14 protein-coding genes are annotated in these 14,465 nt (G+C 37.5%); 2 read left to right on the plus strand and 12 right to left on the minus strand.

The window, feature by feature from the left end; genetic code table 11:
- Positions 1-244 (plus strand): IS3 family transposase (locus L866_RS0106895; protein WP_025730449.1); only part of this gene is annotated, 244 nt, incomplete at its 5' end.
- A 159-nt stretch (positions 245-403) separates the two neighbouring features.
- Here L866_RS0106895 and L866_RS0106900 read toward each other — a convergent pair.
- The 11 genes from L866_RS0106900 to L866_RS0106950 all read right to left on the minus strand — a co-directional run bounded on the left by L866_RS0106900 (position 404) and on the right by L866_RS0106950 (position 13,047).
- Positions 404-2,119, minus strand: a complete 1,716-nt coding sequence (locus L866_RS0106900) for a phospho-sugar mutase (RefSeq protein ID WP_025730451.1) — start codon at positions 2,117-2,119, stop codon at positions 404-406.
- 165 nt (positions 2,120-2,284) lie between these two features.
- Entirely contained in the window at positions 2,285-3,229 is a 945-nt protein-coding gene (trxB, locus tag L866_RS0106905) for a thioredoxin-disulfide reductase (protein WP_245578442.1), read from the minus strand.
- Complete coding sequence (galU, locus tag L866_RS0106910; protein WP_025730455.1) at positions 3,201-4,106, minus strand: UTP--glucose-1-phosphate uridylyltransferase GalU; 906 nt, start codon at positions 4,104-4,106, stop codon at positions 3,201-3,203. Before galU ends, trxB begins: the two co-directional genes overlap by 29 nt.
- A 37-nt stretch (positions 4,107-4,143) precedes the next feature.
- A complete protein-coding gene (locus L866_RS0106915) occupies positions 4,144-5,166 on the minus strand; it encodes an NAD(P)H-dependent glycerol-3-phosphate dehydrogenase (protein ID WP_025730457.1) in 1,023 nt (340 codons plus the stop codon).
- Positions 5,167-5,176: 10 nt separating this feature from the next.
- On the minus strand, positions 5,177-6,010 hold the full coding sequence (gene lgt, locus L866_RS08730) for a prolipoprotein diacylglyceryl transferase (RefSeq protein WP_035446360.1): 834 nt from the start codon (positions 6,008-6,010) through the stop codon (positions 5,177-5,179).
- Entirely contained in the window at positions 6,011-6,973 is a 963-nt protein-coding gene (gene hprK, locus L866_RS08735; RefSeq protein ID WP_035446361.1) for an HPr(Ser) kinase/phosphatase, read from the minus strand.
- A 139-nt stretch (positions 6,974-7,112) separates the two neighbouring features.
- On the minus strand, positions 7,113-7,466 hold the full coding sequence (locus L866_RS0106930; protein WP_025730459.1) for a phage holin family protein: 354 nt from the start codon (positions 7,464-7,466) through the stop codon (positions 7,113-7,115).
- Positions 7,466-7,825, minus strand: a complete 360-nt coding sequence (locus tag L866_RS08740) for a PspC domain-containing protein (RefSeq protein WP_035446363.1) — start codon at positions 7,823-7,825, stop codon at positions 7,466-7,468. The genes L866_RS0106930 and L866_RS08740 overlap by 1 nt, the downstream gene beginning before the upstream one ends.
- On the minus strand, positions 7,806-9,287 hold the full coding sequence (locus L866_RS0106940; RefSeq protein ID WP_025730463.1) for a DUF4097 family beta strand repeat-containing protein: 1,482 nt from the start codon (positions 9,285-9,287) through the stop codon (positions 7,806-7,808). Before L866_RS0106940 ends, L866_RS08740 begins: the two co-directional genes overlap by 20 nt.
- Positions 9,288-9,451: 164 nt before the next feature.
- Positions 9,452-12,289: an excinuclease ABC subunit UvrA gene (gene uvrA / locus L866_RS0106945; RefSeq protein WP_025730465.1), complete on the minus strand. Its 2,838-nt coding sequence runs from the start codon at positions 12,287-12,289 to the stop codon at positions 9,452-9,454.
- Between the two features lie 158 nt (positions 12,290-12,447).
- On the minus strand, positions 12,448-13,047 hold the full coding sequence (locus tag L866_RS0106950) for a TVP38/TMEM64 family protein (RefSeq protein ID WP_025730467.1): 600 nt from the start codon (positions 13,045-13,047) through the stop codon (positions 12,448-12,450).
- A 201-nt stretch (positions 13,048-13,248) separates the two neighbouring features.
- On the opposite strand from L866_RS0106950, the gene L866_RS0106955 reads away from it, so the two are divergent.
- Positions 13,249-13,857: a DUF4230 domain-containing protein gene (locus L866_RS0106955; protein WP_035446364.1), complete on the plus strand. Its 609-nt coding sequence runs from the start codon at positions 13,249-13,251 to the stop codon at positions 13,855-13,857.
- Positions 13,858-14,000: 143 nt separating this feature from the next.
- Here the strand turns inward: L866_RS0106955 and L866_RS09690 are convergent.
- Positions 14,001-14,465: albumin-binding GA domain-containing protein (locus tag L866_RS09690; protein ID WP_025730470.1), on the minus strand; the 465-nt coding region annotated here is incomplete at its 5' end.

A 14,465-nucleotide genomic window follows, 5' to 3' on the forward strand; every position in this document is an offset into this window, starting at 1 on the left:
ATATACCTCTCATGCATTCGCTCAATTTATTAAGGATCACCAAGCCATTCAAAGTATGTCACGTGTAGGAAAATGTATCGATAATGGTCCAATGGAAAACTTTTTTGGCATGCTCAAATCAGAATTATATTATTTAAATAAATATGATACATTTGAAAGTTTAACAAAAGATATTGATCAATATATTCATTTCTTTAACACTAAACGAATCACATTAAAGATGGGTTTAGCTATTCCAGCATAAAAAAACACCTATGGATGAAAAACCATAGGTGCATAAAATTTATTTTTTTACCTGTCTACTTGACAGGGAGCAGTTCAATATATTGGAACCTCTTTTTTTAGGATGAACACTTAACGCAGAGAAAGATTAAAACACAATGTCATCACTTTTGTTTCTATTTTATTTAAAATACTGTGTTAATTCGGTCTCATAAGCAGCAATTTTTTGTTCAGCTGATGCTTTATCTGTAGCTGATACGCCAATATAGCATTTCATTTTTGGTTCCGTTCCACTTGGACGAAGTGCAAACCAATCGCCATTTTCTAAATGATATTTCAGTACGTTAGAACTTGGTAAGTCAATGGCTGATACAACGCCATTTTCATGACGTTCTTGTGATAAGTAATCGTATGAAACAGCAACTGCTTCTCCAGCAATTGAAGTTAATGGTTCATCACGGAATTGTTGCATCAAGGCTGCCATTTTATCTGGCCCAGCTGCTCCTTCAAACATCGTTGAAATCGTTTTTTCTAAGAAGAAACCATAACGCGCGTATAAATCATTTAGTGCATCTAATAATGTTTTACCTTGACTCGCTTGATAAGCTGCTACTTCTGCTAATAGCACTGTTGCTTGTAACGCATCTTTATCACGCACAAAGGATTGAACTAAATAACCATAACTTTCTTCAAAACCAAACAGGAATTGATGTGAACCACTTTGTTCAAATTGTTCGATTTTTTCAGCGATATATTTAAATCCGGTTAAAACGTTCATCATTTCTACACCGTAGTCAGCGGCAACTTGTGTGGCTAATTCGCCAGAAACGATCGATTTGATAACCGCACCATTAGTCGGTAATTCATTGCGTTCTTTTTTCGCATTTAATAAGTAATCCAGTAATACGGCAGCAATTTGATTACCAGTCAATACTTGATAACCTGATGGTGTATAAATTGCACAGCCCATGCGATCCGCATCCGGGTCTGTTGCCACTAATAAATCAGCTTGATGTGCCATCCCTATTTTTTCTGCTTCAATGAACGCTTCGCCATCTTCTGGGTTAGGTGATTGAATCGTTGAGAAATTAGCATCCGGTTCTTTTTGATTAGGTACATACTCAATTGATTGGAAGCCCGCACGTTCAAATACTTTTTCCATTAAATATTGACCAGTTCCATGAAGTGGTGTATAAACAATTTTAAGATCTTTCGCTTCTTCAATAATTGAACGATTAACTGGTACGTGGTCAACTTGTGCTAAATACGCTTCATCAACCGCTTCGTCAATTAAAGCAAATCGATCACTTGCTAATAATTCTTCTTGAGTGACTACCGGAATAGCGAATAGTTCATCAACTGCTTCCATGTGACGAATAACTTCATTCGCTTGTTCTGGTGGCATTTGTCCACCGTCTTCACCATAACATTTGTATCCATTGTATTTTGGTGGGTTATGACTAGCTGTAATCATAATACCTGCTGCTGTCCCTAAATGACGTACCGCAAAACTTAATTCTGGGGTCGGACGCAATGAGCTAAACATGTAAGCACGGATACCTGCTGCAATTAAAACACGGCTCGCTTCGTACGCAAACGTTTGCGAATTATGTCGTGAATCATACGCAATCACTACCCCTTTGTCCATGGCTTCTTTTCCTAAATGTTTAATCACTTGCGCTAAGCCATAAGTTGCTAAACGAACGGTATGGGTGTTCATTCGATTAATACCCGGTCCCATTACACCACGCATTCCTGCTGTTCCAAATGCTAGTGACTGAGCAAAGGCTTCAAATAAGGCATCTTCATCTTCTTTTAATGCAATTAACTCTTCATATAACTTACTCTCTTTAGGGAGTTCATTTTCCCAAAGCTGAACTATTTCTTTAAAATCCATCAAACTCCTCCTTAATTGATTACGCTATATTATAATTACCACCATTTTACCACACTTTTATTCAATTAGTTTAACGTTTTCAAAAATTAAGAAAAATAATGCAAACGTTTTTCTAAATTGGAACAAAAAAGAGAGGCTGTAGCTGCCTCTCTCTTTTTCCACCTTTTAATCTTCTAATTCTTGGAAATAATTATAAGCTGATTGACCTGCTTGGCTACCATCACCGACTGCTGTGGCAATTTGACGTAATTGTTTTTTACGGACATCACCGACTGCAAAAATTCCTGGTACAGCAGTTTCCATCAATTCATTTGTCTCAATCCAACCGTCTTCATCCGTAATTCCTAATCCTTTGAATGGTTCAGATACCGGAATAAGACCGACATACACGAACACACCTGATGTTTCTTTTTCGAAGATTTCGCCTGTTTCAACATCTTTTAAAACAGCGTGAGTGACTTGGTTCTCGTCCCCTTTAATCTCCACTGGAATGTGTTTCCAAATGAAGTCAACGTGATCATTTTTTACTGCGCGATCCACTAAAACTTGTTGTGCACGTAATTCATCACGGCGATGAACGATTGAAACTTGACTCGCATGTTGCGTTAAATAAGTTCCCTCTTCAACAGCAGAGTCACCGCCACCAATGACTGTTAGCGGTTTGCCCGTAAAGAACGCACCATCACATACCGCACAATATGAAACACCACGGCCTTGATATTCTTCTTCACCAGGAATATCTAACTTGCGATGAGTGGCACCTGTTGCGATGATAACGACCTTTGCAGTATAAGATTTTTTACCTGCATGAACAATTTTTATACCATCTTTCACTTCGACGGATTGAACCGCTCCATATTTGTGTTCAGCGCCGAATCGATTAGAACCTTCATACATTTTTTGCGCTAGTTCTGGTCCAGAAATCATTGGAAAACCAGGGTAGTTCTCAACTTCTGCGGTATTTAATAATTCGCCCCCTGGAGCACCTTGCTCTAATACTAATGTTTTTAAATTAGATCGTGATGTATATAAAGCTGCGGTCATACCACCTGGACCTGCCCCTATAACAATCACATCATAATCAGTCGTTTGTGTTGTCATTCCTTGCATCACTCGCTTTCATTTCCTCTACTAATTGATATAAGTAAGGCTTTAAGTTATCTTTCACTTCAGGATGTTCTAATCCATACTCAATGCTTGTTTTTAAGAAACCAAATTTATCGCCCACATCATGACGTATCCCTTCAAAACGTTTAGCAAATACGCGTTGTGTTTTGTTTAATGTTTCAATGGCATCGGTTAATTGAATTTCATTACCCGCACCTGGTTCTTGATTTTCTAAAATATCAAAAATTTGCGGTGTTAATAAATAACGCCCAATAATCGCTAAATCACTTGGCGCTTTTTCAGGTGATGGTTTTTCCACAAAGTGTTTCACACTATATGTCGTGTCATCAATTAAAGCTTCTGGATCAATAATTCCGTATTTGGATGTATCTTCATGCGGCACTTGCATGACTGCAATAGTTGATGCACTTGTTTGCTCGTAATTATCCATTAATTGTTTCGTCAAAGGGACTTCTGATTGCATTAAGTCATCCCCTAACATTACGACGAATGGCTCGTTGCCAACAAAGCTTCTTGCATGTAATACGGCATCGCCTAGTCCTTTTGGATATGATTGACGAACAAAGAATAAACGAATGCCCGTTGTTTCTTCTACTAATTTTAACAAATCAGTTTTATTTTTACTTTTTAAATTAGACTCTAACTCTACATTAGCATCAAAATGATCTTCAATCGGGCGTTTGCTTTTTCCTGTCACAATTAGAATATCTTCAATGCCACTCGCTAAAGCTTCTTCAACGATAAATTGAATCGTTGGTTTATCCACAATCGGTAGCATTTCCTTTGCCATTGCTTTTGTTGCAGGTAAAAAACGTGTACCAAGACCGGCAGCTGGAATTACTGCTTTTCTGACTTTCATTGGTGATCCTCCTTAATTATAACGAATTATTTAATTTTTAGCGATTTAATTGCTCTTGCATTTCTGCTTTAGGCAAACGATTCATTAATTGATCGATACTTGGTTTAATCGACTGCCCTTCATATAATACACCGTATAACGCATTCGTGATTGGTAACTCAATTCCTTTTTCTTGAGCTAATTCATAAACAGCTTTTGTTGTGGCAACTCCTTCGACCACCATGCCCATATCATTCAACACAGCGTCTAATGGACGTCCTTGTCCTAATTGGTAACCAGCGCGCCAGTTACGTGAATGAACACTCGTACAAGTTACGATTAAATCACCCACACCTGTCAAACCGATAAACGTCATAGGATTGGCTCCGAAAGACTGACCGAAACGATTCATTTCAGCTAATCCACGCGTCATTAAAGCGGCTTTTGCATTATCACCATATTTCAATCCGGCTAAAATACCGGCAGCTACTGCAATGATATTTTTCGTTGCAGCACCAATTTCAACACCTACAACATCGGTTAACGTGTATACACGGAAATAATCGTTATTGAATAGATGTTGAACGGTTTCAGCTACTTCAAGCGTTTCACTTGCTGCGGAAATCGTTGTAATATCACGTACAGCTACTTCCTCCGCATGACTTGGCCCTGATAAAACGACAATGTCTTGATACGATGTGTCGACTAATTCAGCGGCTAAAATTTCTGAAATACGTAAATGCGTGCCTTGCTCTAACCCTTTTGAAGCATGCACAATAATTGGATGACCCGTCATATATTGTGCCACTTCTTTGGCAACTGGACGAATGGCTTTGGTTGGTAATACAAACAAAATTACCGTTGCATCTTGAACGACTTCTTGTAATTGATCTGATGCATGAATACGAGGTGACAATTGTACCTCTTTTAGAAATTGACCATTTGTATGTTGCTCATTAATTTCTTTCACTTGTTGGGCGTCATTGGAGTATAGATGAACATCGTGTCCATTCTCTTCCAACACCATACTTAAAGCAGTCCCCCATGAGCCTGCTCCTAAAACCGCTATTTTCTTCATAATGAACTCCTTTTTATAAAATAGACAATTGGTAAGGATTCGTAACATCTCGATACAACATATACTGTTTCTTATGTGTATAACGATATACGATACTCAACACTCCTACCACAATTAACATCAGTGCCACGACCTGTGATGCACGAATGTCACCGATAATATACAAACTATCCGTCCGCATTCCTTCGATGAAGAAACGTCCGGTTGAATACCAAATTAAGTAAAATGAAACTAAATCACCCACACGAATCGGTGCGTATCTGCGAATAAGTAATAGCAACACGACACCAGAAACGGAAACGAGTGATTCATATAAAAATGTCGGATGGTAGTATTGGCCATCAATCAACATTTGTTGAATAATCACTTCTGGTAAATGCAATTGTTCTAAAAACTGACGAGATACTTCCGTTCCATGCGCTTCTTGGTTCACAAAGTTGCCCCAGCGCCCAATCGATTGAGCGAGTAACACATAAGGTGCAGCAATGTCTAAGAACAGAATAAATGAGGCATATCGTTTTTTCGTAAAAATAAACGCCACTAGCATACCCGCTAATAATCCACCATAAATGGCAATCCCGCCTTTATGGATGGCCAATACTTCATTTAAATGTTCCCGATAGTAGGACCATTCGAAAATCACATAATATAATCGAGCCCCTAAAAAAGCGAGGGGTAAAGCCCAAATGAGTAAATCCCACACAAAATCTTTTTTAAATCCTTTTTTGATGGATTCTTTTGTACTTAAATCAGCTGCAATAATAATTGCTGCTGTAATAATAATCCCGTACCAATATACCGGCCAATTGAACACGTGAAATGCAATTGGATTAATCGCAGCCATCATCTATAGCACATCTCCATCCAGTTTATTTTGCGCATCAATACGTGCATTCTTTTCAATTAATAAATTCAAGTTTTTGTGGAATGTTTCCATTGGATCAAAGCCCATTTGTTTTGAACGGAAATTCATGGCAGCTGCTTCGACAATGATCGAAATGTTACGTCCTGTTTTAACAGGAATGTTAATTCGTTTCACATCGATATCAAAAATACGATCCCAATCTTCTTGATTACCTAATCGATCATAATGGTTCGCTTGGTTCCAATTTTCTAAATAAATAATCAAATCGACTTCAATGCTATCACGGATTGCTCCGGCACCAAATAATGTAAATACGTCGACTATTCCTACACCACGAATTTCAAGTAAATGCGATAAAATTTCAGGGGCTTCACCGACAATTGTCACTTCATCACGTTGGTATAATTCGACGCGATCATCTGCTACTAAACGATGGCCTTTTTGAACTAATTCTAATGCCGTTTCTGATTTACCTACTCCACTTTCTCCAGTAATCAATACACCTAAACCAAAAACTTCAACTAATACACCATGAACTGATTTTCGTTCAGCTAATCGACTTTCTAAAAAGTTCGTTAAATGGCCTAAAATACGAGTCGTTCTTAAAGGCGAAGATAACACGGGTACGTGATGTTTTTCACCCGCTTCGATTAACTCATCCGTCACTTCAATTCCTCTTGCAACGATAAAACATGGCGTTGAGTTACTCGCCATGAAATCATAAATTTCAACACGACGTTCAGGGGTTAACTCTTTAATGTAAGTTGCTTCTGTTCGTCCGAATAATTGAATACGATCTTTTGGGAAAAACTTAAAATAACCGGCTAATACTAAGCCAGGTCGTGCGATTTCACTCGTTGTTAATGGTCGATCTAAATAATCTTCACCGGACACAACGACTAAATTCGAGTGTTCGACTAAATCTCTTACTGTTACGATTGACATCTCAAATCACCTACTATTTCTTCGAATTTTTCTATATATGCCCTATCATTTTACCACAGATCCGAAAAGGATTCATACGAATCAAAATAAAACACCTCACGCAAACCATTGCGCTGAGGTGTTTTTAGGGGAATTCTATTTATGCTTTTGAACGTTTCAAATAGCCATACGCAACATCTTGAATCGTCGATAAAAATAAACTGATGATTATTGCGACAAAAAACGAGCTAATTTGAAATTGATTGCCCATTAAACCGCTGACCATTTGTAAAACAATCGCATTCAACACAAAAGTAAACAACCCTAAAGTAAAGATTGTAATAGGTATAGTAATCAAATACAAAATCGGTTTAACAAATGTATTCAATCCTGACAACAATAAACTAGCGAACACTGCTGCTGGCAATGAAGCGACATAAAAATACGGTTGAAATAATGCGGATAGTAAGAGGAAACTAAGCGACGTCACTAACAACCTAGGACCAAAACGCATTAAAAGTCACTCCACTCTGCATCGCGTTCCTCACGAAGCTCGTCATCATCAAACGAATCATCATCTGCGGAAGGCATAAGTACTGCTAAAACAAAGTACGTCCAAAGAGGTAATGTACTCGGACCTGCTAAAACGAAAAAAATACGAAGGATAACAGGTGAAATATCCATGTATTCAGCAAGACCTCCAAGTACCCCTGCTATCACTCGATTATTTTTTGAACGTCTAAGTTGTTTTCTTTTCATAATTTTTTTCGCTCCTTTTATTAAACTTTTTATTACGGTTAGGTTAAGTTGTAGAACATATCTTAATAGCTCAATTATTCGCTGAGCAAACGTGTTAGTTTGACTCGTTCTCAAAAGTCATTCCTCCTTTACGTCCATTAATATGTCCAACATTTGTTTTGATTGAAGCAATCACTGGATTTTCTTCCAATAAGGTATGGAACTTATACGATTCACCTAATTGCTTGTGTGACTCTTCAATCACTTCAATGTCATCCATTGCGTAAGGAATCGAAATTTTTCCTAGCTTCGTCCGTAAATCTGCTTCAATTGCTGGGTAATTCATTTGGAACCAATGAATCGATCCGGTTTTAACTTCAGCATTTAATCGTTTTAAGCGGTCACCTAACTGGAATTGTAATTCGCCGGTATCCATAAAGAAATTTGCTCCTTCAATGGATCCATCGACTTGCGCATTCCCTGTCTTTAACCCAACAACTAAATCTTTCATGTTTAGTTCATTTAGATGAATAGATCCTGTCTGCACATTCACTTCAATCATGGTGCCTTCAAGATGTGCAAGACGAACTTGTCCGGTTTTTATTTTGATGAAATAATCTTGTCCTTTCATGCCATTCACGTTCACATCACCTAGAATGACTTTCAATGACACATGATCCATCGTTATTTCTGGTAAATAAATCGTCACGTGACATTTGACTTGACGACTTGAATAATGAATTTTAGTCTCTTCATCAGTCATTCGTGTCACTAAATGCTTAGAAATATGATGTTCTAATTCATTCTCATCATAATTATAATTTGTTTCAAACGTCGCAACAATTTTAAACGAATCATCTGAACTCGGTTCCACATGAATGGCACCCGATGCTAATTTCACATCTAAAATCGTCGCTGATTTCGATGCGTCCCATTGTTTAACTACTGCAGCAACCGGATTGTCCGTTAATTGTTTACGATTCACATTTAAATTTGTTCCTTCTTCACGAGCTCGTTCGACTACTTGTTCGGAGTAATAACGGATTTTTTCTTTTAAATTTGGCATGACTTCATTAATCGTTTCTCGTGTGTCAGTCGCTAAATCAGATAAACGTCCGTCTTCGATACTTTTCAATAATCGATTGAACGTATCTTCGACATTAAATGAACTCGCATTTTCCATTTTCTTTTCTAATGCTTCTTTTTCTCGTTCAACCGTCGATACGCGATTTTGTAATTCACTAATTGAATATTCAATCCCTTCTTTTGTTGCTTCAACAATTGTCTCATCTTCAACCGTTGCAGCTTGAGAATTTAAATATATTTCCAATGCTTCTTTTTTATCTTGAATTAATTGTTTTAATTTCTTTAATTCGATTGTTTTTTTATCAATCGCTGTCGAGACTTGTGTCATTTTATCTGCAAACTTTGCGGCTTGTTTGGACAAATCGTCACGATTGATTGGCGTCACTGGTACACCCGTTTCTTTTTTGATTAGGTCAAGTTCTTGTTTTTCTTCTTCTAATAATCGAATGGCATCTTCCTTTGTAATAATGCCTGTGCGATATAGTTCCATAATACGATTTCGCTCGGTCATAATAAACCTCCTTGATCAGAATGACATACTATCTTTCTTTATGTTTTTATTATGCCTGAATCGCTTGCTTTATTCATGCGTCTTAAGGCCTATTTCTTTTCAGTCCCAATATACAAAAAGATCTACTAAAGTAGGACATTGCCCACCTTAATAGATCATGCGTGCTATTTCTTTGATGGATTAGCTTCTAATAGCGGTTTTAAGTAGTGACCCGTATAGCTTGTTGAAACATTAGCGATAGTTTCAGGCGTTCCGGTCGCTAGTACCTCGCCACCACCTGCTCCACCTTCTGGCCCCATATCAATCAAATAATCAGCTGATTTAATCACATCTAAATTATGTTCAATTACAATGACCGTATTTCCCGCATCAACTAAACGTTGTAACACAATGAGAAGACGTTTAATGTCGTCGGCGTGTAATCCCGTTGTCGGTTCATCTAAAATGTAGAGCGTATTTCCCGTTGAAACACGTTGTAACTCACTTGCCAACTTCATCCGCTGCGCTTCTCCACCTGAAAGAGTCGTTGCTGGTTGTCCCAAACGAATATAGCCTAATCCAACATCCACAATGGTTTGCAACTTACGTTTAATTTTAGGAATGTTGCTGAAGAATTCCAACGCTTCATCAATCGTCATTTCTAAAACATCGGCAATACTTTTCCCTTTATAAGTGACTTCTAATGTTTCACTATTGTATCGTTTGCCATGACATACTTCACACGGCACATAGACATCGGGTAGAAAATGCATTTCAATTTTTAAAATGCCGTCCCCTTTACAAGCTTCACATCGTCCGCCTTTTACGTTAAAACTGAACCGTCCTTTTTTATAACCGCGCATTTTCGCTTCATTCGTTTTTGCGAATAAGTCACGAATATCATCAAATACACTTGTATAAGTCGCCGGATTACTTCTTGGCGTCCGCCCAATTGGACTTTGATCGATATCAATAATTTTATCTAATGACTCGTACCCTTCAATCGAATCGTGTTGTCCTGGACGTTCTTTCGCTTTCATTAATAGACGGCTCAAACCTTTTTTTAAAACTAAATTAACTAGCGAACTTTTTCCAGACCCTGACACGCCCGTTACCGCAGTAAATAAACCGAGTGGGAACTGGGCATCGACTGATTTTAAATTATTTTCTTGCGCGCCTTTCACCGTAATCCATCCTTTTTCAGGTTCACGTCGGGTAGTTGGCACTTCAATTCTTTTCTTTCCGGATAAATATTGTCCAGTTAATGATTTTTTGTTTCGGATGACTTGTTTAGGCGTACCACTCGCAACGACTTGTCCGCCTTTTTCACCCGCACCTGGACCGATATCAATTAAGAAGTCTGCTTGGCGCATCGTATCTTCATCGTGTTCAACAACAATTAAGGTATTACCTAGATCACGCATTTGCTTAAGGGAGTCAATCAGTCGATCGTTATCTCGTTGATGTAGACCAATCGACGGCTCATCTAAAATGTATAACACACCACTCAAGTTGGAGCCAATTTGAGTAGCTAAACGAATACGTTGTGCTTCTCCCCCTGAAAGCGATCCGGCGACACGACTTAACGTCAAATAGTCTAATCCGACATTTTTTAAGAAGCCTAAGCGATCCATGAGTTCTTTCAAAATCGGACGTGCAATCTCAACATCTTGAGCGGACAAGTCCAATCCTTCCAAAAATTCAAGTGAATCATTAATCGATAATTCGGATACTTCACCAATATGTTTATGACCAATTTGAACGGACAAAGCTTCCCGATTGAGACGATATCCTTTGCAAGTTGGACATTGTAGTTCTGTCATGTATTGACGCATGACATCCCGTGTGAAATCACTATGTGTTTCATGATAGCGTCGATTTACATTAGGAATAACTCCTTCAAAATCAATGCGACGTTTTTGGTTCTTTCCGAAATCATTTGTATAGTCAAATGTAAATGGTAAGTGCGCCCCACCATACAATAACCATTCTTGTTGGTCACTAGGCAATTCATTAAATGGTGTATCGCGATCGATTTGATACGCATCTGCAAATTGACGTAACATCGTTGGATAATAATTGGAACTGATTGAACGCCAAGGAGCGAATACATCTTCATTAATACTCAACGTTGGATCAGGCATTACCAATTCCATATCCACCTCTAGTTTCATCCCTAATCCGTCACAGTCGGGACATGATCCAAAGGGCGCGTTAAAGGAAAATAAGCGTGGTTCTAATTCACCAATTGAAAATCCACAAATCGGACATGCATGATGTTCACTAAAAATGATTTCCTCTTGACCAATCACATCAACTGTCGCATAACCATTCGCCAAACGTAGCGCTTGCTCTAGCGAATCAAATAAGCGTGAGCGTATGCCGTCTTTCACCACTAAGCGGTCAATAATCACACTAATTGTATGTTTTTTATTTTTTTCAAGTTCTGGTACGTCGGATATATCATACGTTTCCTCATTAATTTTGACACGAACGTAGCCATCTTTTTGGATTTTCGCCAATAAGTTTTTATGTTGTCCGCGTTTTCCCTTAATGACTGGCGCTAAAATTTGAATCCGCGTCCGTTCTTCAAGCGCCAACACACGATCAACCATTTGTTCAATCGTTTGACGTTCAATCGGAATGCCGTCATTTGGACAGATTGGTACGCCGACACGTGCATAAAACAGACGGAGAAAATCATTAATTTCGGTTACCGTTCCTACCGTAGAACGTGGATTGTTACTCGTTGTCTTTTGATCAATCGCCACGGCAGGACTTAATCCATCAATACTATCCACATCAGGCTTATCCATTTGCCCTAAAAATTGACGAGCGTATGTGGACAAACTTTCCACATAACGTCGTTGACCTTCAGCATAGAGCGTATCAAACGCTAAACTACTTTTACCGGAGCCCGATAACCCAGTGATTACTACTAATTTGTCTCTTGGAATATCTATATTAATATTTTTTAAATTATGAGAGCGTGCACCATGCACGGATATATAATTTTTAGCCATAATGCCTCTTTTCTATTCGCCCATTGTTCTACTTCGTCTATGTTAATTATATCATATACTCGTTCTCATCCCCATGAAAAGCACTTCAAAAGGCGAATGTATGTTCTTTTTTATTATAAAATAAAAGCCTTGCTGACACAAGACTTTCGCCATTACCATTACGCAAAGAAATGAATGAGCCATTTTAAAATGGTCTCTGTTCCATACGCATATAAAAATAAATTAAAGGGTTTACTCAATAATAAAATGGTACTAAATTGTTTCCTATTTAAATCAGATAACCCGGCAACATAACATAACACGTCATCCGGTGATAACGGAAAGAACATTGCAATCGTAAAAAATCGTTTGAAATATTCGCCTTTATTTAACCAGCGAATCGCTCGTTTATACTGCTTAAATCCCAGTAATGTATACACAAACGGACGTCCGTATCGTCTTGCTAAATAAAAGTTAATATACGATCCGATTAAAATAGGAACTAAATTCAGTAAATATCCCACATAATTACCAAAAAGCATTGTGCCTAATGGTATCGTCAATCCGCCTGGAATAATCGGAATGACGGTTTGTATTAACTGAATCAGCATGAAAACTACCGGTGCACCGCGTCCGAACTCCTTCATAAATTGAATCAGACGAGCTTCATCTGTTAACACGCCTTGCTTAAACAAATATAAAATAAATAAAATCAGACCCATTGTTCCGATAATATTTAAAATGTTAAATAGGCGCGTATAATATTGTCGTTTAAACATCGCTTTCCTCCGCCATCTTGTTAACTCGTTTAACATTTAAATGTTGTACTAATCATACCATATTGCATCAATTAACTTTATTTTAACATATAATTTCTTAATAAAAACAAGACTTAAGTTGTAAACGTGATAAAATATCTGACAATTAGTAGAAAAATTGATATAATAAGTTCACTAGCACGAAATAGAAAGGAGCATGATATGACAATTTTTAAACATTTAAAACGAGCGACTATCTTTATAGTAGTCATTGCAGGATTAGTTGCTAGCGCCTTCTTTTATGGTCAGTATCGTGGTGAACACGCAGCCGATCCTACTATTACCTCCGAATTAATTGGCAAACGCCTTGAAAATGTTCAAGAATTAACCACGACAAAATATTACTACACAAATACTGGTTCTTTTGAGAATAACCGTAACTTATACGGATGGAGTATCCCATTAACAACGAAGAAATTTATTGTTTCTTATGATGGAACTATTCATGCAGGAGTTAATTTAAAACAAATGACGATTCAAGTCAAAGATGACAAAATTACGATTGAACTACCTGCGCCAAAAATTTTAGCCCATGAAATTGATGAAGATTCGTTGCAAATTTTTGATGAAAGAGATTCTATTTTCAATCCCATTACGATAGAAGACTACGCCGGATTCTCAATCGATCAAAAGAAAATTATTGAAGAAGAAGCGATTGAAAAAGGCTTATTGAAAGAAGCTCGAAAAAACGCTGAAATGACAATCCAAACTTTACTCATTAACGACCCACAAATCGCCAAACAATTTACATTAGAATTTAAAAGTGTATAAACAAAAGGCACACTTCAAATGAAGCGTGCCTTTTTAGTAGGAATTATTTTGAATCATTTAAAAAGGAGTACAGTAAACTGTACTCCTTTTCTCGTCTGAACATGTGAACCTTGACTTTAAGTTAATAGATTAAATGTTTAAAATTAGTCTTCTTTTTTGAATCCAGGTACAGCTAAACCTAAACCTGAGATGACTGCCAATGCAGCTGCGCCAAAGATTGATACTTCACCTGTTTGAGGTAATGTTGCTTTTTTCTCAGCAGGTTTAGCTTCTTTTTTCATTTCTTTAGCTGGTGTTAATTTAGTCATTGGAACTGTTTTGTTTTCTTCTTTACGTTTTGTAGCTGGTTTAAGTTTCATAGCTTCTCTAATTTCTTTTTTCTCATCAGGTTCTTTTTCAGAAAGGGCACTTAAAATTTCATTTTTCAATGAATTAACGCCTTCAACAGTGTTAGCATTGTCAATTTTCTTAATATAAAATTCGCTTACGCCTGCTTCTTTTAATTCTGCTTTAGCTGCTTCTTTTGCTTCTTTTAAGTCTTGAGCTTTACGTGTAGCAACTACTTCTTCAGCTAAATTATTAACTGCATCAATTGTTTTAGCTTCGTT

It is taken from the genome of Atopobacter phocae ATCC BAA-285 (assembly GCF_000526675.1).
Classification (GTDB): domain Bacteria; phylum Bacillota; class Bacilli; order Lactobacillales; family Aerococcaceae; genus Atopobacter; species Atopobacter phocae.

Coding starts and splice junctions, on each gene's coding strand:
- L866_RS0106900 (WP_025730451.1), bottom strand. CDS start 2,119: ATGGATTTTAAAGAAATAGTTCAGCTTTGGGAAAATGAACTCCCTAAA.
- hprK (WP_035446361.1), bottom strand. CDS start 6,973: ATGTCAATCGTAACAGTAAGAGATTTAGTCGAACACTCGAATTTAGTC.
- L866_RS0106950 (WP_025730467.1), bottom strand. CDS start 13,047: ATGTTTAAACGACAATATTATACGCGCCTATTTAACATTTTAAATATT.
- L866_RS0106930 (WP_025730459.1), bottom strand. CDS start 7,466: ATGCGTTTTGGTCCTAGGTTGTTAGTGACGTCGCTTAGTTTCCTCTTA.
- lgt (WP_035446360.1), bottom strand. CDS start 6,010: ATGATGGCTGCGATTAATCCAATTGCATTTCACGTGTTCAATTGGCCG.
- trxB (WP_245578442.1), bottom strand. CDS start 3,229: ATGCAAGGAATGACAACACAAACGACTGATTATGATGTGATTGTTATA.
- L866_RS0106940 (WP_025730463.1), bottom strand. CDS start 9,287: ATGACCGAGCGAAATCGTATTATGGAACTATATCGCACAGGCATTATT.
- galU (WP_025730455.1), bottom strand. CDS start 4,106: ATGAAAGTCAGAAAAGCAGTAATTCCAGCTGCCGGTCTTGGTACACGT.
- L866_RS0106955 (WP_035446364.1), top strand. CDS start 13,249: ATGACAATTTTTAAACATTTAAAACGAGCGACTATCTTTATAGTAGTC.
- uvrA (WP_025730465.1), bottom strand. CDS start 12,289: ATGGCTAAAAATTATATATCCGTGCATGGTGCACGCTCTCATAATTTA.